Here is a 22,310-nt window from a genome sequence, read left to right as displayed (position 1 = left end):
TCGGCCCGCCTTCCCATTCCCCAAGGGAAACTTTCGGGGCAAGGATGGCAGATCGCCGTCCTTGCCCTTTTTCTTGGGGGCCGCGACCGCACAGGAAAAAACCCCGCCGATCCTTCGACCGGCGGGGTTCTTTCTTCGCTATGGGCAGGATCAGACCAGCGCGTTGCGGCGGATCAGTTCCTTATACCACTGGGCGCTCAGCTTGGGCGTGCGCTTCTGGGTCGCATAGTCGACATGGTGCAGGCCGAAGCGCAGGGCGTAACCGTCGGCCCATTCGAAATTGTCCATCAAGCTCCACAGGAAATAGCCCTTGAGCGGGTATCCCTCGACGGCGGCGCGGCGGAACTGGCCCAGATAGTTGCGCAGATACATGATCCGGTCGCCGTCATCGACCAGCCCCTTGTCGTTCAGCTTGTCGTCGGCCGAGGTGCCGTTTTCCGAGATGTAGATCGCCTTGGGGTTCCACATTTCGCTGACCGCACGCACGCCCCAATAGGCGGCTTCGGGGCCGACATAGAGCCAGGGCGAGGCCATGCGCGGCGAATGATCCAAATGCGGCAACGGGGTATACCCGCGCGGGTCTTCCGGGTTCGCCTTCACGAAGGTCGGCGTGTAGATGTTCAGCGCGACGAAATCGAGCGGGCTGGCGATGGCGGCCATGTCGCCCGCCTGCACCTTGGGCGCGTCGGCCCCGGCGCTCTTCAGATAAGCGTCGGTATATTTGCCCTCCATGACGGCGGTCAGGAACATCGCGTTCTCTTCGCGCATCGCCTTCTTCGTCGCCTCGATATGCTCAGGCGTCTCGATGACGGGGACGAAGATGCTGGCATTGTCGGCGATGCCGACCTCGGTGCCCGCCTTGGCGTTGGCGCGGATCGCCTGCACGCCCAGCCCGTGCGCCAGACAGCCATGGTGGCGGACCTGGTTGACCTGCGCCTGGGGCAGCTTCAGGCCCGGCGCGTGGATGCCGACCATATGGCCAAGGTCGGTGAAGCAGCGCAGCTCGTTGACCGTCATGAAGCGGTGGACGCGGTCGGACAGCTTGCCCGCCATGAAGCCCGCATAGTCGGCGAACGCCTTCGCGGTGTCGCGATTCTGCCAGCCGCCGGGCAGCGCCTGAGGCAGGTCCCAGTGGAACATGGTGACATTGGGCTGGATGCCCGCCGCCAGCAGCGCATCGATCACGCGGTTGTAGTAATCGAGGCCCTTCTGGTTGAACTTGCCGCGACCCTCGGGGAAGATGCGCGACCAGGCGATCGACATACGATACGCCTTCACGCCCAGATTTTTCAGGAGCGCGATGTCCTCGTTATAGCGGTGATAGCTGTCGCAGGCGACGTCGCCGGTGTCGTTGTTCGCGACCTTGCCGGGGGTGTGCGAGAACACATCCCAGTTGGTCAGGCCGCGCCCGTCTTCCTTGACCGCACCCTCGATCTGGTAGGAGGCGGTGGCGCAACCCCAGAGGAAGTCCTTGGGAAAGCTCAGGTCCGACGCCGTGGCGGCGGCCGCGCGCGTGGCGGCCAGCGTGCCGCCGCCGGTGGCGAGCGCGGCACCGCCCATCGCCATGCCGGTCTTCATGAAATTACGACGATCCATAATTAATCCTCTCCGAAAATCTTGGAAATGGTGGAAATTCAGTGTGCCGGTGCGGCCAGGTCGCTGGCCAGCCAGACGAGCGGCGCGTTCCAGTTGATCGCGACCTCGTTATGCGCATAGGCGCGCGCATCGTCGATCCAGCAGCGCATGGCCACCCAATGTCCTTGCAGCGAGGCGGACGCCTCGGGAAAGACGGTGCTGTTCGCGCCGCCGCTCAGCACGCCGGGCGGCGGGCCGGGCATTTTCGCGTCGAACTGGTGCGCCCAGAAACGGTGATGCGGGTGCTGCATCGGCTTCCACCCGAAGCCGCTGACATAGCTTTGGTCGAGCGGATTGCGACCCAACACATAATCCATCGCATCGACCGCGCCGTCGCGGTAGCGCGCCTGTCCGGTGAACCGCGCCGCCAGCGCCAGGATCATGCCCCGCCCCAGAATGCCGCTGTTCGAGCCCCAGTGGTAGGCGGTCGCAGCATAGGGGATGTGATAGCCCGATTGCGCTTCCTCCGCCAGGAAGCGGTCGGCCAGCGCGACCAGCTTGGCGCGCGCCGCCGCCCGTTCGGTGGGCATGACGCCAGTCGCGGTGGCCAGCGTGATCGTGCCCAGCGCCGCGGTCGATCCCCAGCCGGGTTCGCCCGACAGGGCGGCGGCGTGGAGCGGCATCTGGTGCAGCGCCTCGGCCAGTTCGGGCATGCCGGTCGCGGCATAGAGCTCGGCCGTCGCCCAATAGAGCTCGTCCGACAGATCATTGTCGCCATAGCCGCCGCTGCCGGTAAAGGCCTGCGCGGCATAGATATCCGGGTTGCGCAGCGCCGCCTGATAGGCCTTGCCCGCCGCCACCAGGCAGCGTTTGGCAAAGGCGTTGTCGATGCCCCGCCAGATGCGCGAACATTGCGCGGCGGTCGCCGCGAGGTTCAGCGTCGCGGCGGTGCTGGGCGGATAGAGCAGCCGCTCCTCGCGGTCGTCGGCGGGCGCGGTGGGCAATCGGGTCCAGTTGCGGTCGGCGACCTTGTGATGGGCCATGCCGCCGGCATCGACCGGGCTCAGCCGATACGGCCCGCGCCCTTGCCGTCCGACCGGTAGCGCCAGCGTCTGGCCATCGGGCACCTGCATCGCCAGCAGGAACCGCATTTCCCAGCGCGTCTCGTCCAGCAGGTCGTTGATGCCGTTCCCCGCCTCGGGCAGCGCGGCCGAGCCGTCGGGGAAGGGGGGCGAGCCCGCATCGACCTCATAGAGATTTTGCAGCATCCACAGCGCGATGCCGCCATTGACGACATATTTGCCCTGGTCGCCCGCATCATACCAGCCGCCGGTCACGTCGAGCTGATAGGGGCAGCCCGGCCAGACGGTGCCCGCCAGATCCGGGCCCTTGAAGCAGGTCACGACCTCTTTGGCATGACCCGCCGCGCGCGCCCATTGGGTCCCCCCGGCATAGCGTGCATCGATCGCGATCCCGGCGCGCTGCTGATAGAAGAAATTGAGCGAGGCGCGGGCGAGCGGGCGGTACACGTCCGCGCCGATCGTGAAGTCATGGCTGGTCCGCCCGTCGACGCGCAGGCGATAGCGGCCGGGCGTGGCGAAGGAGCCGAAGTCGATCTGATGCACCCTGTCGCCCGACGCGGCATCCGCGCCGAACGGTGTGGTCTGGCCACGCGCGACGACCTGCCCCGCTTCGTCCAGCACCTCCCAGGGCAGGGGCCGCCTGCCGCTGGCCGCCAGGATCGCGCGCTTGGCGGTGTCGGGGCGAAAACCGACCTGGTTGAGATGCGGGCCCGGCGCGTCGGTGGCGCCGATGCCGGCCAGGGCCAGGAGGGGAAGGGCGATGCGCTTCACAGCAGCGGGGCCTTGCCGCCGCCGCCCGGCGTGCGTGCGAAATCGAACCCGCCATCGGCCGGGCGGCCCGGTGCCAGCGCGGGGGCGAGCGGCGAGGGCGCGGTCATCCGCAGGAAATCGCCATGGCTCGGCATTCGTGCGGCGGTGTCGGCATAACCGACCCGCATCTGCTCCAGCGCCTGCGCGACCAGATCCTCGTCCAGCGCGTCGGCGGCGGGCTCCCAGCTTTGCGGCACGATCCCTTGGCCCAGCGATACGGCAACCCAGCTGGGGTTGCTGAACAGGTCATAGCCTTCGCGGAACAGCCGTCCCTTGCCCGCCCACAGCGCCATCTTGCGCGCCAGGCTGTCGGGCACGTCCATGGTGCGCACCCGGTCCCAGAAGGGCGTGTCGCTGCGCCGCGTCGCTTTATAGTGCAGGATGATGAAGTCGCGCACATCCTCATACAGGTCGCGCATCTGGCGGTTGAACTCGGTCCGCTCGGCGGGGTCGAAGCGCTTGTCGGGGAACAGCGCAATCAGTCGCTGGATCGCCGCCTGGACCAGATGGATGCTGGTCGACTCCAGCGGTTCCAGAAACCCGCTCGACAGGCCGAGCGCGACGACGTTGCGGTTCCAGCTCTCGCGCCGACGCCCGGCGGTGAAGCGCAGATGGCGGGGATCGCCCAGCAACTCGCCCTCCAGGCTGCCGAGCAGCTGTGCCTCGGCCGCGTCTGCGTCGAGATACTCGCTGCAATAGACCAGGCCATTGCCCATCCGGTGCTGGAGCGGAATGCGCCACTGCCACCCCGCCTCGCGCGCGGTGGAGCGGGTGAAGGGATCGGGCTCGGCCGGGTTGGGCAGGGCGCAAGGGGCCGCCACCGCACGGTCGCAGGGCAGCCACTGGGCATAACTCTCATAGCCGGTCTCCAGCGCTTCCTCGATCAGCAGGCCGCGAAAGCCCGAGCAATCGATGAACAGATCGCCCTCGATCCGCCGTCCATCGGCCAGCATCACCGCCTCGACATAGCCATCCTCGGGCCGCAGGTTCACCGCGTCGATCCGCCCCTCGACCCGCGTCACCCCGCCGTGTTCGGCATAGCCGCGCAAATAGCGGGCATAGAGCGAAGCGTCGAAGTGAAAGGCGTAGAACAGCTCGCGGATCGGCGAGCGCGCATCGGGCTTGGCACGACCGAATTTGCCAGCGCGCGCCGCCATGGCGCTCATCGACCATTCGGCGATGTCCGGCAACGCGCGGCGGCTGCGCTCGCGCAACCACAGCTGATGGAAATGCACACCCTGCAGATCCTGGCCGTGACGGCCGAAGGGGTGGAAATAGCGCTCGCCCTTGTCGCCCCAGTCGATGAACTCGATACCCAGCTTGAACGTGCCCGCCGTCTTGGCGAGGAAGTCGTTCTCGTCCAGCCCCAGCATCTGGTTGAAGGTGATGATCGGCGGGATCGTCGCCTCGCCGACGCCGACGGTGCCGATCTCCTCGGATTCGACCAGCGTGACCTGCGTATAGCCGTTATTGAGGAGGCGCGCGAAGGCGGCGGCGGCCATCCATCCGGCGGTGCCGCCGCCGACGATCACGACCCGGTGGATCATCTGGTCATGGTTCGGGGTCATCGGGCCAGACGCCTCATCTGGGCCGCACGCCACTCGGCATGGGCGGGAACATGCGGGATCGCGGCGGCGATCGCATCGGTCATCCGGGCCATGGCGCGGCGCGCCTCCCCGGGCGGGGTGAAGTGGACCAGCGGATCGACCCGGCGCGGCATAAAGCCCTGACACAGCAGGATCGCGGCCCAGCTGTCGCGGGTGAAGGTCTCTTCCTCGTAAAAGGGCAGGCGACCACGCTCGGCGAACTGCGCCAGCGTATGCGCCAGGCCGGGCGGCGGCGTGGCCTGTGCGACCGCGCACCACATCGGCTCGGCTCGGCGGGCGGTACGGTAATGCGCGGCCAGGAAGTCGCGAACCCGCTCCGCCTCGGCCAGGGTCTGACGGTTATAGTCGGCGGCTTCGACCTCGGCCATGTGCCGGTCGGGCAGCATGGTGACCAGCCGGTCGATCGCGCTGAGTGCCAGATGAAGGTTGCACCATTCCAGCGGCTCGACCTGGGTCGCGGCGTCGCCGATCGCGACGCAATTGCCGCGCCAGGGGCGGGCGCGCGTGCCGGGGCGGATGGCGATGGGCTCGCCGGGTGTCGCGCCCAGCATCGCGGCGGCGTCCGTGTCGGCCATATGCGCGGCGCTATAGGCGATACCCAGCTGCTCGCCGCTCGACCAGCGCCAGCCCGCCGCATGCGCGGTGACGTCGGTCAGCACCGGCGCGCCTTCCCCCGACGCCCGGGTGCCGAGCAGCACCCGGTCGCAAGGCAGCCAGTCGCGCCAGTCCTGCCACTCCCGGTCCACCGCTCCCCGCAGGTGCGCGGCAGGGCCGGTCGCGTCGATATACAGGTCCGCGCCGATCCTTTGTCCGTCGGCCAGCCGCACCTCGCCGATAAAGCCGCGTGCATCGACCACGGTTTCCGCGATGGTGCCGGGCCTCTCGACCACGCCGACATGGCGGGCAAAGGCGCGAACCATCGCCAGATGCCGATCGAGATCGAGGGTCAGGCCGTAATCATGTTGGGCAAAGGGCGTGTTCGGCGTCGGCGGCACGAAGCGCCCGGCGCGGGCCAGATGCGCGGCAGGGGCGTAGCTGTCGAAAGGGGCCGCCTCGTCTTCCAACGCTGCGCGGACCCAGTGCAGATGAAAGGCCGCCGACCCGATCGCGTGACCATAGCCGCCATAGGCATGGACATAATCGGGCAACCCCTCGGCCCAACCGATGAAGCGCGTGCCCAGCCGATAGCCCGCCCCCGCGCGGGTGACGCCATCATCCTCGCCGATGCCCAGATCGGCCTGGAAGCCCAGCAGCGAGGGGAGGGTACAGGCAATCCGGTCCGCCAGCGCGTCCGCCGCCGGAGCGGTGGCGAGCAGCGTGACGGTCAGGAACGGTGCGCGCCGTTTCAGCGCGGCGGCGGCGTACCAGGCGGTCAGTCCGCCTCCGGCGACCAGCACATGCGCGATCCGATCGGTGGCGCTCATGCCGCGACCATCGGGCAATAGCGTTCCAGGAAAGCGCGATGCTCGGGCCGCGCGCCGACATCGGCAGCGATCTCGGCGCGCAGGTCGGTAACCGCGCGCAACAGGTCCGGCGTGCCCGCCACATCGGCGCGCGGGTCCCAGCCTTCGGGGACGATGGCCTGGCCCAGATAGACCGCGATCCAGCTGGCATCGAGGAAGACGCCTTCGCGATACTTCACCACCCGCGCGCGCCTGCGCCACAGCTCCATCTTCTCGGCCAGGCTGTCCGGGATGGGCATGGTGCGGACATAGTTCCAGAAGGGCGAGTCGTCGCGCGTCGTGGCGTGGTAATGCAGGATCAGGAAGTCGCGGATGCGGTCATATTCCAGGTCGATGACGCGGTTGAACTCGTCGCGGTCGGAGGCGGCCATGTCGCGGCCGGGGAACAGTTCGATCAGCGCGGTGATCGCCTGCTGCACGAGGTAGATGCTGGTCGATTCGAGCGGTTCGAGAAAGCCACTCGCCAGCCCGATCGCGACGCAATTGCCGACCCAGCTGCGCCGCCGCCGCCCCGCCTTGAAACGCAGCAGGCGCGGCTCGGCGAGCGGTTCGCCCTCCACGGCTTTCTCCAGCGCCCGCGCGGCATCGGCGTCGCTGATGAAGTCGCTGGCATAGACATAGCCATTGCCCGTGCGATGCTGCAGCGGGATGCGCCAACGCCATCCCGCAGGCATGGCGATCGCACTGGTATAGGGCGTGACGGCGGTTTCCGTCCGGCACGGCATCGCCACCGCGCGGTCGGTCGGCAGCCATTTCGACCAGTCCTCGAACGGCTCCTCCAGCGTCTGGCCGAGCAGGAGCGAGCGGAAGCCCGAGCAGTCGATGAACAGGTCGCCCTCGATCCGTTCGCCATCGGCCAGCGTGACCGAACGGATCAGGCCGGTTTCGCCGTCCCGCTCGACATCGACGACCATGCCTTCGGTACGGACCGCCCCCGCCTCTTCGGCCAGCCCGCGCAGGTAGGGCGCGAACAGCAGCGCATCGAACTGATAGGCATAGCCGAAGGTCGAGGACAGGCCGCCAGGCGTCTGGTCGGGATGGTCGAACCGTGCATCCCGGGCCAGGGCACAGGCATAGGAGAGCGCGTCGAGCGGCGGCAGGTCATGCCCTTCGCGCAGCAGACGCGCCCAGTAATGGTGGAAGTCGATCGCCCCGGTGCCGCGCCCGAACGTGCCGAACGGGTGGATATAGCTGTCGCCGATCTGGCCCCAATCGCGAAACTCGATGCCCAGTTTGAAGGTGGCGCGGGTGCGGGCCATGAACTCGGCCTCCGGGATGCCCAGCCGTTCGTTGAACGCGCGGATATGGGGCAGGGTGGCCTCCCCCACGCCAACCACGCCGATCGCTTCCGATTCGATCAGGCGAACGCTGCATTGTCCCGAAAGAAGACGGCTCAGTGCCGCTCCGGCCATCCAGCCTGCCGTCCCGCCGCCCACGATGACGACCCGAACCCCGTCCTCTGTCACCTTCGTCATCCACCCCCGACCCGCCGATTCACGGGTCATTTTGCTATTTCATGCCGCGCGTTACGCCGCCTAGCAATCCACCGAAGCGGCCAGCGTGGCAGGAATGTCGCACCTTGTCCCGGATCGGACGTTTATAAGTTAAACATCTTGTCGAAATGTTGCTGGTAGCGCAATCATGAGTCTGCGGATCGTGCCGAAAGGCGTGAACGCGACCTATTCTACGCGACGCCGCAGGGGCGCGCGACAAGGGGGGGATGACCATGATGCGCAGCGCTGCGCCCTTCACTGCCAATGCCAATCGTTTTAATCGGTTGCTCCTAGGGGCCTCGGCCGGTGCCTTGTGCATCGCGGCGCTGACGAACCCGGCTCTTGCGCAGACCACGACCGATGCGGACCAGAGTGCGTCTTCGCCGACCGGTGCGGTCGCAGGCCAGGGTACGGCGGGTTCGGCCACGCCGCGCACCAGCGCCAGCGTCCAGGCCGCCGGGGCTCAGCCGCCCGCTGGCGATGAGACCGTTAACGAGAATGAAGTCGTCGTCACCGGTATCCGCCAGAGCCTGGCGAATGCGCAGTCGATCAAGCGCAACTCCGACACCGTCGTCGACGCGATCACCGCATCCGACATCGGCGCGCTGCCCGACCGTTCGGTGACCGAAGCGCTGCAGCGCGTGCCCGGCGTGTCGATCAGTCGCTTCGCCGCCGCCAACGATCCCGACCACTTCTCGGTCGAAGGCTCGGGCGTCGCGGTGCGCGGCCTGACCTTCGTCCGCTCCGAGTTCAACGGGCGCGACACCTTCTCGGCCGGTATCGGCGGCCAGGCGATCAACTTCTCCGACGTCCCCGCCGAGCTGCTCGGCTCGGTCGAGGTGTATAAGAACGCCACCGCCGAACTGATCGAGGGCGGTCTGGCCGGCACGGTCAATCTGAACACCCGCAAGCCGTTCGACAACAAGGGCTTCCACCTGGGCTTCACCGCCGAGGGCAATTATGGCGACTTCAAGAAGAAGTGGTCGCCGACGGGTTCGCTGTTCGTCAGCGATACGTGGGATACGGGCATCGGCCGTTTCGGCCTGCTCGGCAACATCTCCTACTCGCGCGTCCAGAGCCGTGCGGACAGCATCCGCATCACCAACATCCAGACCCGCGACAATACGCTGGCGTTGCAGGCCAACTCGACGACCGCCACCACCTGCCGCAACCCGCTGCCCGGCACGGTCGACCAGACCACGCTGCCCGCCAGCGGTTCGGCCTGCGGTACGGCGAGCACGGCTGGGGCCGACGGCTTCCTCGATCCGGCCTCGCTGCGCTACGCGCCGATCGGCGGCCAGTTCGCGACGCAGGAGTTCGACCGGAAGCGCGACGGCATTGCGCTGGCGGGCCAGTGGCAGAGCACCGACGAGCGCACGGTCCTGACCGCGCAGTTCCTGCGCACGCATACGGTCAACAATACCTCGGAGCGTACCTTCGAGACCGCGCCCGACCTGTCGGAATACAACACCTATCCGGTGGGTTGCGTCCAGAACAACGCAGGCCCCGGTGGCACGACCGAAGCGCAGTGCCCGACCGGCACGACCAAGAACTATGTCTATGATGCCAACGGGCTGTTCCAGTCCGGTTACATCACGGCACCGGGCAATGGCTATCGTTCGGCTTGCAGCGGCCAGGCAAGCTGCTGGGTCCCGACCGGCGGCACACAGCAATCGTTGGCGCGGGGCATGACCCGTGACGAAAACACCGTCACTGACTTCGGCGTCAATCTGAAGACGCAGTTGAACGACCATCTGTCGGTCAATCTGGATGGCGACTATACCCGCGCCAAGAAGACCAGCACCGATTTCCGTGTGTTCGGTTCGACTTTTGCTGACTCCGAGCTCGACCTGAGCGGCAACCTCCCGGTGGTTACGCCGCACAAGCCGTCGACGCTTCAGGCGAGTTGGGCGACGCCCAATCCGACGCTGAACCAGCAGAACGACGCGCAGTATTTCGCCAACCGCAACGCCCAGTTCTGGCGTGCGGCAATGGACCACTTGGAAGACAGCGTCGGCCGCGAATACGCGTTCAAGGCGGATGTCGACTATAAGTTCGATGATGGCAGCTTTTTCACTCACGCCAAGTTCGGTGCGCGGTATGCAGATCGCTCGTCGCAGGTTCGCTACAGCACCTATAATTGGGGGGCGCTCAGCGAAGTGTGGGGCGCTAATGCGAACCCGGTGTCGTTTGCAGACCAATCTGCCAACACCAGCTTCTATTCCTTCCCCAATTTCTTCCGTGGGGCGGCTAACGGTCCGTCGGGCGCCTATTATTACAATGGCGACCTGACCGGCGGCTATCAGCAGTCGGCCGCCTTCTTCAACTCGATCGGTCAGACTTGGCAGCAACGCGTCCGTGATGGATCGCGTACGGCCGCGATCAATGCGGCGTTGGCAGCAGGCCAGACCCAGGCCCAGGCGAATGCCGCTGGCGATGCAGCGTACAACGCTGCTCCGCCGTCGGTCTTCAATTCGCTCGCGCAGCGTGCGGGTGTCGTCGCGGGCACGCCGTATCTGCCGTCGGAAATCCAGGACGTTTCGCAGCAGGACAAGAACCTTTACGGTCAGCTCAATTTCGCGACGCCAGGCAATTTGTTCGGCAATGTGCGAATGAGCGGTAACGTCGGTCTGCGTTACGTGCTGACCGACCTGACGTCTGCCGGTTCGATTGGTGCGCCTACGCAGCAGCAGACGGGTACGGATGGAACGTTCGCATCGCGCTGCTCCACCACCCCGGTTACGCGTCCTGACGGTTCGGTCGTGGTGCCGACCCTGTCCGGCGTGTGCCGTCTGGGCCCGACGGGTTATGCTGCCATCCAGCAGTTCTCGACGGGCATCACCGCGCCTGACACGGCGCGGCACCAGTATCACTACTTCCTGCCCAGCGCGAACCTGAAGTTCGGCATCGGGCGCGACGTGGTGCTGCGTCTGGCGGCGTCGAAGGTCATGACCCGTCCGGACTTTGCGAATATTCGCAACTTCTTGCAGCTGGGCTTTGACACCAACAGCGGTCAGATCACGGCGACGGCGGGCAACCCCTACCTCAAGCCCGCGACTGCGTGGCAGTTCGACGCGACCGTCGAATGGTATTTCGCCCGCGTCGGTCAGCTGTCGGTCGACGTCTTCTACAAGTCGGTGAAGAACTTCTTCTACCAGTCGGTCACCACCCGCAACATCACCAGCAACGGCATCACCCAGGCGGTGCTGGTGCGCGGGCCGTCCAACTATGACGGCACCGGCAAGATCAAGGGCGCCGAGGTTGCGTATCAGCAGACCTTCGACTTCCTGCCGGGTCTGCTCAGCGGCTTCGGTGCCAGCGGCAGCTATACCTATATCGACAGCTCGGGCCTGCCCAACTCGTTCCTGAACGGGGGCGCTCCTGCCAGCACGTCGAACATCAAGCCGGGCAACATCCCGCTTGAAGGTCTGTCGAAGCACACGGTGAACGCGGCCCTGTTCTACGAAAAGGGTCCGATCTCGCTGCGGGCCGCGTATAACTGGCGTTCCAAGTATCTGCTGACCCCGGCGGATGTGATCTTCCCCTACACCTCCATCTACCAGGATGCGGGCGGACAGCTGGACGCGTCGGCGTTCATCAACATCAACAAGTACCTCAAGATCGGCGTGCAGGGCGTGAACCTGGCCAATCAGGTCGTGAAGACCGAGCAGGCCTATATCAGCGGTTCGACCGCGACCGCGCCGCGCTCGTACATCGTCAACGACCGCCGCTTCTCGTTCGCGCTTCGCGGCACGTTCTGATGCGGCTGTCCGGCCGGACCCTTCGGGGTTCGGCCGGGATGACGGACGGAAAAAACCGCCCGCTTCCATTTTGGAGGCGGGCGGTTTTTCTGTTTGAAAGATCGTCTGGCGGAGACCCTCACCCTTCCGGGCCCGCCCGCGTCAGCGGGTGGAAAGGGTGAGGGCGGTTGATCGAGCCGCCGATGGCCGGGTCAGTTATGCGGCAGTTTCGACCGGTCGAAATTCGGACCCAGGTCGAGCAGGAAGGCCGGACCGACCTCCATCACCTGCTTGGCACCGGCCAGCTGGACCGAGATATTGGCCTTGCCCGCGGCAAAGGCCTGGCCCGCGACGCCGGTCACGAAATAGCGTTTCCAGGTCGACCCGACCTGAAGCGGTTCGCTGGTGATCGAGGGGTAGGGCGGCTCGGAACCGCCCATGGCGACGGGAATGGTCACCGTCTGTCCCTCTGCGGCGTTCGGCGCGCGGAGATAGACCATGGTCATCAGCGTGTCGCCCGACGCGATCGGCTTGATCGTCGGATAGGTCACACCGCTATCCCAGGGATTGGTCCCGGCCTTGGCGACCTTGACCTGCACGGCATTGCCGCCCGGCACCTCGGGCGCGGGCACTTCCTTGGCGCTCTGGTTGGGGCCATAGGCGGTCCAGCCGATGCCGGGTGTGTTGATCGCCTTGTCGAAGATGCTGGGCTGCGCGGCGGCGCTGGGGGCCGCCTGGACGGCTGCTCCCGCTGGCAGGGCTGCGATCAGCAGGGCCACACATCCGATCATGATCCTTCTCCTCCTCTTTCGGCCGGTTTGTCCGGTCCGTCCACAAAAACGATTGTATTCTATGGGTTAAGAAAAGCCCGGCTTCCTTGGAGGAGCCGGGCCTGATCTTACTGAACGATTTTGACCAGCGGCTCGACCGACTGGCCCGTGGGCAGGCGGCCGCTGGCGGTCAGGCGACGCGCGGTGTCATCCCAATGGAGGGTCGCGCTGCGCCCGCCCGTCTTGCGCCACGCGTTGGTGGTGCCGTCATCGTCATACAGCGTGAAGCTGGCATTGCGGCCCGGATAGACGCGGATGCTCTCCAGCCCTTGCGCGGTCGCGGTGCTGGGCACGGCCATGCCCATCGGCACGATCGAACCGGCGCGCACGAACAGCGGAATATGGTCGATCGGGGCCGCCGCCTCGATCCACTGGCCGCCAGTGTAACGCTTGTCGGTCCACCAGTCATACCAGTCGGCCCCGGACGGCAGATAGACGCGCCGCGACGTCTGCCCCTGTTCGGTAACGGGCGCGACCAGGAAGGCGGGGCCGAACATATATTCGTCGCCCAGATCCTTCACCGCCGGATCGTTGGGGAAGTCCATGAACAGCGCGCGCATGAAGGGCGCGCCGGTCTGGCTGGTCTGCCGCCCCAACGCATAGAGATAGGGCATCAGCGCATACCGCAGCCGCAGGATGTCCGCGAGAATGGGCTCCGCGGCGGTGCCATAGTCCCATAGCGCGGTGCCCGGCCGCTGGCCATGGATGCGCAGCGTCGGGGTGAAGGCGTTATACTGGAACCAGCGGACGAACAGCTCCGGGTAATCGCGGTACGACGGCGCCATGGCGGTCGCGCCCGCCGGGTCGACCAGCACCGGGTGTTGCGCGTCCGGCCCGTTCGGCCATTGCCAGCCGCCCGTATCGCTGGACCAGTAAGCGATGCCGCTGGCCGTCATGCCCAGGCCTGCGGGCACCTGCCGACGCAGCGCTTCCCAATTGGACTGCACGTCCGACGACCAGAACAGGCAGCCATTGGCCTGCGTGCCCAGATAGGCGGCCCGGCACAGGATCAGGTTGCGCTTGTCCGGCCGGTCGCGGGCCGATCCTTCGGCGACGCTGGACGTATGGAGCAGTGGATAGACGTTGCGATAGCGATCACCCGAACCGATGGCATAGAAATGCCCCTCGGGCACCAGGTCCGGCTCGGTCTCGTCCAGCCAGGCATAGTCGAAACCCTGGGAAAAGATGTTGTCGCGGATCTTGTCCCAGAACCAGGCGCGCGCCTGCGGATTGGTGCTGTCGATCAGCGCGCCCGCGCGGTCGGAGCGGATCGGCAGGCCGTCGACCGGATTACCGTCCTTGTCCTTCATCAGCCAGCCCTTGGCCGCGAGCGTGTCGAAGTATCGGCTCTCGCGCTCGAAACGCGGCCAGATGCTGATGATGCTCTGCATCCCCATCGACTTCAGATGCGCGTTCATGCCCGCCGGATCGGGAAAGGCGGTGCGGTCGATGTCGAGCTGCCCCATCCGCGTCCAGTAGAACCAGTCGAGCACCATGATGTCGAGCGGCAGGCCGCGCTTGCGATAGCCGTCAGCGATCTCGGTCAGCTGGCCTTGCGTCTCATAGCGCGCCTTGCTCTGGATCAGGCCGAAGGCGGCCTTGGGCGGCAGCGGCGTCGCGCCGGTCAGGCGGGCGTAACCGGCATACAGCTCGTCGGCGGTCTTGCCTGCGATCACGAAGAAGGACACCCGCTCGCCGACATTCGAGGCGAATTTGGTGGCGTTCAGCAGGCCCGGCGACACGGTGGTCGCGGACGGATTGTCCCATAGGATCGCATAGCCCTTGTCCGTCACCATCAACGCCACGCAGACCGACTCGCCGCCGGGGCGGTCGTAATCGTGGCGGCAGTCGATAGTCCGCCCGCGAAGGTCGAGGACGCCGTCCTGATATTGGCCGAGCCCGTAATAATGGGTGTCGGGCGTGTCGGAAAAGCTCGCCCCGACGCGGAAGGTCTTTTCGTCCGAGACGGTGTGCGGTGCCTTTTCCCAGCCGTTCATGCGGGTCAGCGGCTTGCCATCTGCCCCGGCAAAGCTGATCGAGACGGGCGGCAGCGAGGGCGCGAAATAGCGCTCCATCTGGCTGGGCGGCTTGGGCCAGGGCTGTGCGGCCACGGTGACGGTCATGCCGGGCGAGGCGAAGATATCGCCGCTCGCATCGGCGCGGTGCGACCAGCCCGTCGCGTCACTCTTCGCGATCAGGCCATAGCCGGGCTTGCCCTCCGCCTCGGCGCGGTCGGTGGCGATGGTGACGCGGACGATGCCGGGGGCGTAGGGTTCGACCGAAACGAGCGCGCCGTTGCGCTCGACGGTCGCCAGCGGATCGGCGGAAAGGGCGAGGGGAGCTGTGCCGGTCAGGAGCGCCGATGCGGCCACGGCCCATCGCCAACGACCGCCCAGCGCCGTGGCGCGTGCCTTGCCCCGCATATCCATCCCCCGAATAACCAAATTGATTTGTGTGAACGCTACCCTATCGCTGCTCCATCGGGTGGGGAAGAGGGAATAGGATCAGGCTCGAAACGGATCGCTGACCGTCACCCGGCCCGGCCGATCATGCCGCCCCGCTAGCCGCCACCGATAGGATGGATCGCTCGCCCGGGTCAGGGTGACGTCATACCAGCCCATCGCCTCGTCCAGCGGCCAGTGATGACGACCGGGCGGGAGCGGACTGGGAGGGGGCGGAGCCTTGCCGGGTTCAAGGCGAACGATCATCACATCGTCCAGCGTCTTGGGTATGGTCAGGCTCAGGCCACGATCCTCGACCCGCGCTTCGACAAGCGGAGGCGTGCCGCGCCCGGCGAAATGGCGGTGGAAGCCGTTGGGGCCCAGCACCCACAGGTCATGGCCGGTGGCGGGATCGGACGGCCAGACATCCTCGATGCTCGACCCCTTCGCCAGCGTGTAGCGGCGTGGGATGCGGTCGAGCGCGTGCCGATCATAGACATGAAACACCGCGCCTGCGCCGTCCGCCCGAAAACGCAGCCTGATACCCTCCGGATAGGCGACCGGGGTCACCTCCAGTCTGTAGGACAGCGGGCGGGCGCGCCGGATGCCGGGTTCCTGGGCGGGTGCTCCCGGTGTCGCGGGAGCCAGGGGCGCGACCTGCCCCTTGATCGCGGCGGCGCGGACGGCGTCCTCGCGCGGGTCGGGTAGAAGGGGGGCTGCCGCATCGGTCGCGGCGAAGTCGAATGCACTGGTCAGGTCGCCGCAAATCGCGCGCCGCCAGGCCGAGATATTGGGCTCGTAAAAGCCGAACCGTGTTTCCAGGAAGCGGATGACGCTGGTGTGGTCGAACACTTCCGAGTTGACCCAACCGCCCCGGCTCCAGGGCGAAACCACATACATGGGCACACGCGGGCCCAGGCCATAGGGGCGGCCGCGATAGGCAGGCTTGTCGACATCGGCGTCGCCGGTCGACGGCACGTCATGATATTCGCCCGTCAGGTCGACGGTCGATCCGCCCAACGGCTGGCCATCGTCCCCACGCGAGGGCGGGGCGGGCGGCGGGACATGATCGAAAAAACCGTCATTCTCGTCGAACATGACGAACAGGGCGGTCCGCGCCCACACCTTCGGATCGGCGGTCAGTGCGTCGAGCACCTCGGCGGTATAGGCCGCGCCCTGTGCCGGGCTGGAGGGCCCCGGATGCTCCGACCCTGCGGCAGTGGCGATGATATAGGACACCTGCGGCAATCGCCCGGCCAGCACATCCGCTTTCAGCATGTCCAGCCCGCGCGTCGTGATCGCCCGGTCTTTCAGCGCAGGATCGCCCTTGCCGTGATGCGCGTCGCGGAACGCTGCAAAGCCGACCAGCGGGTTGTCGGTGAAATTGTCCGCCATGTCCTGATAGATGCGCCAGTCGATCCCCGCCGCCTGCATCCGCTCGGGCACGGTGGTCCAGCGGTACGGATCGGCCGCGCCGCCATTCTCGGCAAAGCTGTCATGTGAGTTGCTGATCGCCGGACCGCCCGCCCGGCCGAAGGGATCGTTGGTGCCGCTCCAGAGGAACAGCCGGTTGGTGTTCGTCCCCGTCTGGATCGCGCAGTGATAGGCATCGCAGATCGTGAACGCCTCGGCGAGTGCGAACTGGAAGGGCAGGTCGGCGCGGGCATAATGGCCCATCGACCGCTGCTGCTTCGCCTCGGGCCAGTGCGCCATGCGGCCCTCGTCCCAGGCGGCCTGCGCATCGGGCCAGGTGTGCGGCGTGCCCGCCATGCGCATCAGCGCGAATTCTTTGTCGGTGTCGAGGTGGAAGGGCGAGACGAGGCGGGGACCGCCCTCAGCCTTGCGGTCCAGTTGCTGCCAGACGCTGCGGGGTTCGCCGTCCGACGATGCTACGGGCATGGGAAAGCGGTCGCCAAAGCCACGTACGCCGCGCATCGTGCCGAAATAGTGATCGAAGCCGCGATTCTCCTGCATCAGGATGACGACATGCTCGACATCGCGGATCGTGCCGGTGCGCCGGTCGGGCGCGATGGCGGCGGCGCGAGCGATGGCCCGGGGCAGGGCGGCGGCACCGGCCAGGGCGGCACCAGCGGAAAGGAGGGAGCGGCGGGAGATGGTGACCATTGGTGCGCCATGGCCGATGTCGTTGACGTTTCGGTGACGCCATTCATTTCCTCCCCTGCAAGGGGAGGTGGCAGGGCGAAGCCCTGACGGAGGGGTGTCCCGCTCGGTGAGGTTCGACCAACCTCGCAACGGGGGACACCCCTCCGACGCGCTGCGCGCGCCACCTCCCCTTGCAGGGGAGGAATGAACGGCCACTATACGCCGTCTATATGCGAAACCGGGGGATCGCCCTCGAATTGCTACGCCCCTCGGGCCTAATTGCTCGGCCCTGGAGGTCGCCTCACTCATCCCGGCGACCTGTCCATAGGGGCATATATGAAGACTATCACCTTTTGCGCCGCCACGGCGCTGTTCGTGCTTCCGGCCGCCGCATCGGCGCAGACCGCCGAAACCGCGCCGCCGCCGCCCGTGACCGTCAGCGGATCGGCGGCGATCGTCTCCGACTATCGCCTGCGCGGCATTTCCCAGTCGGACGAGCATATGGCGGTGCAGGCGGGCATCACGGCGACCCATGAGAGCGGCGTCTATATCGGCGCCTGGGCGTCGAACCTGGCGGGGTGGGGGACCTTTGGCGGCGCGAACATGGAGCTGGACTTGATCGGCGGGTACAAGACCAAGATCAGGCCGAACGGCACGCTCGATGTCGGGCTGACCTGGTACATGTATCCGGGTGGCGCGAACAAGACCGACTATGCCGAACCCTTTGCCAAGCTCTCGGGCACGACCGGCCCGGTCTCGCTGACCGCCGGTGTCGCCTATGCGCCCAAGCAGCAGGCGATCGGCAAATGGTACAATAACGGCGCCAGTGCGGCGGCGGGCGTCTATGACCGTCCCGGCGCAAAGAGCGACAACCTGTACCTCTGGGGTGACGGCGCGGCGGCGATCACCGGCACGCCGTTCACCGCCAAGGCGCATATCGGCCATAGCTGGGGCATGGATGGCCTGGGCCCCAATGCCACCGCCCCGACGCCGACCGGCGATTATTGGGACTGGTCGCTGGGCGCGGACACGACCTGGCACAACCTGACGCTGGGTCTGGCCTGGGTCGACACCAGCATTTCCGACCGCAAGGCCGCCTATCTGCGGCCGAGCTTCAGCAAGGGGCAGGACGGCACCGGCAATATCGCGGGCAGCACCTTCCTCGCCACCCTCACCGCCGGTTTCTGAGGAGCATCGCACATGGACGATCTGATCTGGCTGCTGGTCATGGCGGGCTTGGTGGCGGCGACGCTCGCCTATGCCCGCCTGTGCGACCATGCGTGAGGAGGGCTGAGCCATGACCCTCGACCTCTGGCTGGCGGCGCTGACTGCGCTCGGCCTTCTCGTCTATCTGGTGGCGGTGCTGATCCGCCCCGAACGCTTCTGAAGGAGGCGGCATCATGACGCTTCAAGGATGGGCCCTGATCCTGGGCTTCGTCGCGATCCTGCTCGCGCTGACCAAGCCGGTCGGCGCGTGGCTGTTCGCGCTGTATGAGGGGCGGCGCATGCCGCTGCACGTCGTGCTCGGTCCCGTCGAGCGCGGCTTCTACAAGCTGTCGGGCATCGACCCCGAGGCCGAGCAGGGCTGGCGGCGTTATGCGCTGCACATGCTGATCTTCAACGTCGCGTTGATGGTCCTGACCTATATCGTGTTGCGCGTGCAATATTATCTGCCGGGCAATCCGCAGGGGCTGGCCGGGCTGACCCCGCATCTGGCATTCAACACCGCGATCAGCTTCACCACCAACACCAACTGGCAAAGCTATGGCGGCGAGTCGACCATGTCGAACCTCAGCCAGATGCTGGGCCTGACCATCCACAATTTCCTGTCGGCGGCGACCGGAATCGCGCTGGCTTTTGCGCTGTTCCGGGGTTTCGCGGGGCGTGAGACAAAGAATCTCGGCAATTTCTGGGCCGATGTGACGCGCATCACCCTGTACCTGCTGCTGCCGCTCTGCGTCGTCTATACCGTGTTCCTGATCGCCAGCGGCGTGCCGCAGACGATGGCAGGCGTGGTCAGCGTCGACACGCTGGAGGGCGTTCGCCAGTCGATCCTGCTGGGCCCCGTCGCCAGTCAGGAATCGATCAAGATGCTGGGCACCAATGGCGGCGGCTTCTTCAATGCCAATAGCGCCCATCCCTTCGAGAACCCGACCGCGCTGGTCAATTTCGTCCAGATGCTGTCGATCTTCGTCATCGGCTTCGGCCTGACCTGGTGCTTCGGCAAGGCGGTCGGCAACACGCGCCAGGGCTGGGCGATCCTGTCCGCGATGATCCTGTTGTTCCTGGGCGGCGCGGCCGTCTGCTACTGGGCGGAAGCGGCGGGCAACCCCGTGCTGCACCAGCTGGGCGTTGCCGGTGGTAACATGGAGGGCAAGGAGGTTCGCTTCGGCGTCGCCGCGTCCGCCCTGTTCGCGGCCGTCACCACGGCGGCGTCGTGCGGCGCGGTCAATGCGATGCACGACAGCTTCACAGCACTCGGCGGCATGATCCCGCTGTTCAACATGCAGCTGGGCGAGGTCGTGATCGGCGGCGTGGGCGCTGGTATCTACGGCTTCCTGCTGTTCGCCATCCTGGCCGTGTTCGTCGCAGGGCTCATGGTCGGTCGTACGCCCGAATATGTCGGCAAGAAGATCGAGAGCCGCGAGGTGAAGCTCGCCGTCCTCGCCATCGCCGTCCTGCCGCTGTTCATCCTGGGCCTGACCGCCTTGTCGTGCGTGACGGGGCAGGGGCTGGCCGGGCCGCTCAACAAGGGGCCGCATGGCTTCGGCGAGATCCTTTATGCCTTCACCAGCGCGGTGGCGAACAACGGCTCGGCCTTTGCGGGCCTGACCGCCGCGACTCCCTGGTATGACGGTCTTCTGGGCGTCGCCATGTGGGTGGGCCGCTTCTTTATCATCGTACCGATGCTCGCGATCGCGGGCAGCTTGGCGGCGAAGAAGCATGTCCCGGCCTCCGCGGGCTCCTTCCCGACCACGGGTGTGCTGTGGGTCGGTCTGCTCGTCGGCATCGTGCTGGTGCTGGGCGGCCTGACCTTCCTGCCGAGCCTCGCCCTTGGTCCCATCGCCGATCATCTTGCGATGATCCGCGGTCAACTCTTCTGATCGGGAGCGCCAGTCGTGGCCAATTCCCCTACCAAGAGCCTGTTCACCGCCGAGCTCGTGCTCCCGGCGATCAAGGCCTCGTTCGTCAAACTCAATCCCCGCGAGCTGATCCGCAACCCGGTGATGTTCGTGACCGCCGTGGTTGCCGCCCTGCTGACCGTTCTGCTCGTCGTCGGGCATGACGGGCTGACGACCGGCTTCAAGCTGCAACTCGTCGTCTGGCTGTGGCTGACCGTGCTGTTCGGCACCTTTGCCGAAGCGCTGGCCGAGGGCCGCGGTAAGGCGCAGGCGGCCTCGCTTCGCGCCGCCAAGGCCGAACTCACCGCCAAGCGGCTGAAGGGCGCTGGCCATGAGTGGGAGAATGTCCCCGCCAGCGCGCTGAAGATCGGCGACGTGGTGCTGGTCGAGACCGGCGACCTGATCCCCTCGGACGGCGAAGTCGTCGCGGGTGTGGCCTCGGTCAACGAAGCCGCGATCACCGGCGAGAGCGCGCCCGTCATCCGCGAGGCCGGCGGCGACCGTTCGGCGGTGACGGCGGGTACGCGCGTCATCTCCGACGAGATCCGCGTCAAGGTGACGGTCAATCCGGGCCAGGGTTTCCTCGACCGCATGATCGCGCTGGTCGAGGGGGCGGAGCGGCAGAAGACGCCGAACGAGGTGGCTCTGACCATCCTGCTCGTCGGCCTAACCATCATCTTCCTGATCGCGGTCGGCACCATTCCGGGCTTTGCGTCTTTCGCGGGCGGTAGCATCCCGGTGGCGATCCTGGCGGCCTTGCTCATCACCCTGATCCCGACGACCATCGCGGCCCTGCTGTCGGCGATCGGTATTGCGGGCATGGACCGTCTGGTCCGCTTCAACGTGCTCGCCAAGTCGGGCCGTGCGGTCGAGGCGGCGGGTGACGTCGACGTGCTGCTGCTCGACAAGACGGGCACCATCACCATCGGCGACCGTCAGGCGAGCGAGTTCCGCGCCGTCGGCAATCTCGATGTCAATGCGCTTGCTGATGCCGCACTCATGGCCAGCCTTGCCGATGAGACGCCCGAGGGTCGCTCGATCGTCGTCCTGGCCCGCGAGCAGTTCGGCGTTACCATTCCCGGTCTGCCCGCCAATGCCGAGATCATCCCCTTCACCGCCCAGACCCGTATCTCGGGCGTGAAGATCGGCGACCGGCTGATCCAGAAGGGCGCGGTCGACTCGATCCTGCGCGCCCATCCGGGTGTGGGTGAGACGGCGGCGGCGACGCAGCTTCGCCGCATCACCGACGAGATCGCGCGGGCGGGCGGCACCCCGCTGGCGGTCGCGGAAAATGGCCGGTTGCTCGGCGCCATCTTCTTGAAGGACGTGGTCAAGGCAGGCATCCGCGAACGTTTCGGCGAGCTGCGCCGCATGGGTATCCGCACGGTGATGATCACCGGCGACAATCCCCTGACCGCCGCCGCCATCGCCGCCGAGGCCGGGGTGGACGACTTCCTCGCCCAGGCGACGCCGGAGGACAAGCTGGCGCTGATCCGTCAGGAACAGCAGGGCGGCAAGCTGGTCGCGATGTGCGGCGACGGCACCAACGATGCGCCGGCACTGGCGCAGGCGGATGTCGGCGTCGCGATGAACACCGGCACCCAGGCCGCACGCGAGGCGGGCAACATGGTCGATCTGGACAGCGATCCGACCAAGCTGATCGAGGTCGTCGGCCTCGGCAAGCAGTTGCTGATGACGCGCGGGGCACTGACGACCTTCTCGGTCGCCAATGACGTGGCGAAGTATTTCGCGATCATCCCGGCGATGTTCGTGGCGCTCTATCCGGGCCTCGGCGTGCTGAACGTCATGGGTCTGGCGACGCCGCAGTCGGCGATCCTGAGCGCGATCATCTTCAACGCGCTGATCATCCCGCTGCTCGTGCCGCTGGCGCTGAAGGGCGTCGCCTACAAGCCGATGGGGGCGGGGCCGCTGCTCGCGCGGAACCTCGCCGTCTATGGTCTGGGCGGCCTGATCGCGCCGTTCGTCGGCATCAAGATCATCGACCTTGTGGTCGGTGGCCTCGGCCTTGCATAAGGAAGCATTG

The 22,310-nt window shown here is 66.6% G+C and carries 13 protein-coding genes; 5 read left to right on the top strand and 8 right to left on the bottom strand.

The window, feature by feature from the left end; genetic code table 11:
• Positions 1-150 precede the first annotated feature (150 nt).
• From SSA01S_RS02870 to SSA01S_RS02850, 5 genes are read right to left on the bottom strand one after another with little or no spacing between them, the layout of a single operon-like run.
• Positions 151-1,596 carry a GH1 family beta-glucosidase gene (locus SSA01S_RS02870; protein ID WP_061779141.1) on the bottom strand — a complete coding sequence of 482 codons (1,446 nt, stop codon included), beginning with the start codon at positions 1,594-1,596 and terminating at the stop codon, positions 151-153.
• A 38-nt stretch (positions 1,597-1,634) separates the two neighbouring features.
• On the bottom strand, positions 1,635-3,428 hold the full coding sequence (locus tag SSA01S_RS02865; protein WP_061779140.1) for a glycoside hydrolase family 9 protein: 1,794 nt from the start codon (positions 3,426-3,428) through the stop codon (positions 1,635-1,637).
• The gene (locus SSA01S_RS02860; RefSeq protein WP_061779139.1) at positions 3,425-5,035 is read right to left on the bottom strand and encodes a tryptophan halogenase family protein; all 1,611 of its coding nucleotides are present in this window, start codon (positions 5,033-5,035) and stop codon (positions 3,425-3,427) included. The genes SSA01S_RS02865 and SSA01S_RS02860 overlap by 4 nt, the downstream gene beginning before the upstream one ends.
• A complete protein-coding gene (locus tag SSA01S_RS02855) occupies positions 5,032-6,498 on the bottom strand; it encodes a tryptophan 7-halogenase (RefSeq protein WP_061779138.1) in 1,467 nt (488 codons plus the stop codon). The genes SSA01S_RS02860 and SSA01S_RS02855 overlap by 4 nt, the downstream gene beginning before the upstream one ends.
• Entirely contained in the window at positions 6,495-8,012 is a 1,518-nt protein-coding gene (locus SSA01S_RS02850; protein WP_061779228.1) for a tryptophan halogenase family protein, read from the bottom strand. Before SSA01S_RS02850 ends, SSA01S_RS02855 begins: the two co-directional genes overlap by 4 nt.
• Positions 8,013-8,263: 251 nt before the next feature.
• Between SSA01S_RS02850 and SSA01S_RS02845 the strand changes: the two genes are divergently transcribed.
• Positions 8,264-11,791 carry a TonB-dependent receptor gene (locus SSA01S_RS02845; protein ID WP_419836493.1) on the top strand — a complete coding sequence of 1,176 codons (3,528 nt, stop codon included), beginning with the start codon at positions 8,264-8,266 and terminating at the stop codon, positions 11,789-11,791.
• A 191-nt stretch (positions 11,792-11,982) separates the two neighbouring features.
• Here SSA01S_RS02845 and SSA01S_RS02840 read toward each other — a convergent pair whose 3' ends face one another.
• From SSA01S_RS02840 to SSA01S_RS02830, 3 genes are all read right to left on the bottom strand, one after another.
• The gene (locus tag SSA01S_RS02840; protein ID WP_244885538.1) at positions 11,983-12,561 is read right to left on the bottom strand and encodes a hypothetical protein; all 579 of its coding nucleotides are present in this window, start codon (positions 12,559-12,561) and stop codon (positions 11,983-11,985) included.
• A gap of 107 nt (positions 12,562-12,668) precedes the next feature.
• Entirely contained in the window at positions 12,669-15,023 is a 2,355-nt protein-coding gene (locus SSA01S_RS02835) for a glycoside hydrolase family 31 protein (protein WP_419836494.1), read from the bottom strand.
• An 81-nt stretch (positions 15,024-15,104) separates the two neighbouring features.
• Positions 15,105-17,165: a phosphocholine-specific phospholipase C gene (locus tag SSA01S_RS02830; RefSeq protein WP_061779135.1), complete on the bottom strand. Its 2,061-nt coding sequence runs from the start codon at positions 17,163-17,165 to the stop codon at positions 15,105-15,107.
• 315 nt (positions 17,166-17,480) lie between these two features.
• On the opposite strand from SSA01S_RS02830, the gene SSA01S_RS02825 reads away from it, so the two are divergent.
• From SSA01S_RS02825 to kdpB, 4 genes are all read left to right on the top strand, one after another.
• Entirely contained in the window at positions 17,481-18,332 is an 852-nt protein-coding gene (locus tag SSA01S_RS02825; RefSeq protein WP_061779134.1) for a TorF family putative porin, read from the top strand.
• A 109-nt stretch (positions 18,333-18,441) separates the two neighbouring features.
• Positions 18,442-18,531, top strand: a complete 90-nt coding sequence (gene kdpF, locus SSA01S_RS02820) for a K(+)-transporting ATPase subunit F (protein ID WP_037531783.1) — start codon at positions 18,442-18,444, stop codon at positions 18,529-18,531.
• Between the two features lie 13 nt (positions 18,532-18,544).
• Positions 18,545-20,248 (top strand): potassium-transporting ATPase subunit KdpA, encoded by a 1,704-nt coding sequence (gene kdpA / locus SSA01S_RS02815; RefSeq protein ID WP_061779133.1) that lies wholly within the window; start codon positions 18,545-18,547, stop codon positions 20,246-20,248.
• A 15-nt stretch (positions 20,249-20,263) separates the two neighbouring features.
• Entirely contained in the window at positions 20,264-22,300 is a 2,037-nt protein-coding gene (gene kdpB / locus SSA01S_RS02810) for a potassium-transporting ATPase subunit KdpB (RefSeq protein ID WP_061779132.1), read from the top strand.
• The last annotated feature ends 10 nt before the right edge of the window (positions 22,301-22,310 follow it).

It is taken from the genome of Sphingomonas sanguinis NBRC 13937, from assembly GCF_001591005.1.
Classification (GTDB): Bacteria; Pseudomonadota; Alphaproteobacteria; order Sphingomonadales; family Sphingomonadaceae; genus Sphingomonas; species Sphingomonas sanguinis.
This window is presented reverse-complemented; position numbering and strand designations above follow the sequence as displayed.

Bases quoted from the DNA above. Each gene is read 5' to 3' on its own strand.
- SSA01S_RS02835 (WP_419836494.1), bottom strand. From the start codon at position 15,023: ATGCGGGGCAAGGCACGCGCCACGGCGCTGGGCGGTCGTTGGCGATGG.
- SSA01S_RS02855 (WP_061779138.1), bottom strand. From the start codon at position 6,498: ATGAGCGCCACCGATCGGATCGCGCATGTGCTGGTCGCCGGAGGCGGA.
- SSA01S_RS02840 (WP_244885538.1), bottom strand. From the start codon at position 12,561: ATGATCGGATGTGTGGCCCTGCTGATCGCAGCCCTGCCAGCGGGAGCA.
- kdpF (WP_037531783.1), top strand. From the start codon at position 18,442: ATGACCCTCGACCTCTGGCTGGCGGCGCTGACTGCGCTCGGCCTTCTC.
- SSA01S_RS02830 (WP_061779135.1), bottom strand. From the start codon at position 17,165: ATGGTCACCATCTCCCGCCGCTCCCTCCTTTCCGCTGGTGCCGCCCTG.
- SSA01S_RS02825 (WP_061779134.1), top strand. From the start codon at position 17,481: ATGAAGACTATCACCTTTTGCGCCGCCACGGCGCTGTTCGTGCTTCCG.
- SSA01S_RS02860 (WP_061779139.1), bottom strand. From the start codon at position 5,035: ATGACCCCGAACCATGACCAGATGATCCACCGGGTCGTGATCGTCGGC.
- SSA01S_RS02850 (WP_061779228.1), bottom strand. From the start codon at position 8,012: ATGACGAAGGTGACAGAGGACGGGGTTCGGGTCGTCATCGTGGGCGGC.
- SSA01S_RS02870 (WP_061779141.1), bottom strand. From the start codon at position 1,596: ATGGATCGTCGTAATTTCATGAAGACCGGCATGGCGATGGGCGGTGCC.
- kdpA (WP_061779133.1), top strand. From the start codon at position 18,545: ATGACGCTTCAAGGATGGGCCCTGATCCTGGGCTTCGTCGCGATCCTG.
- SSA01S_RS02845 (WP_419836493.1), top strand. From the start codon at position 8,264: ATGATGCGCAGCGCTGCGCCCTTCACTGCCAATGCCAATCGTTTTAAT.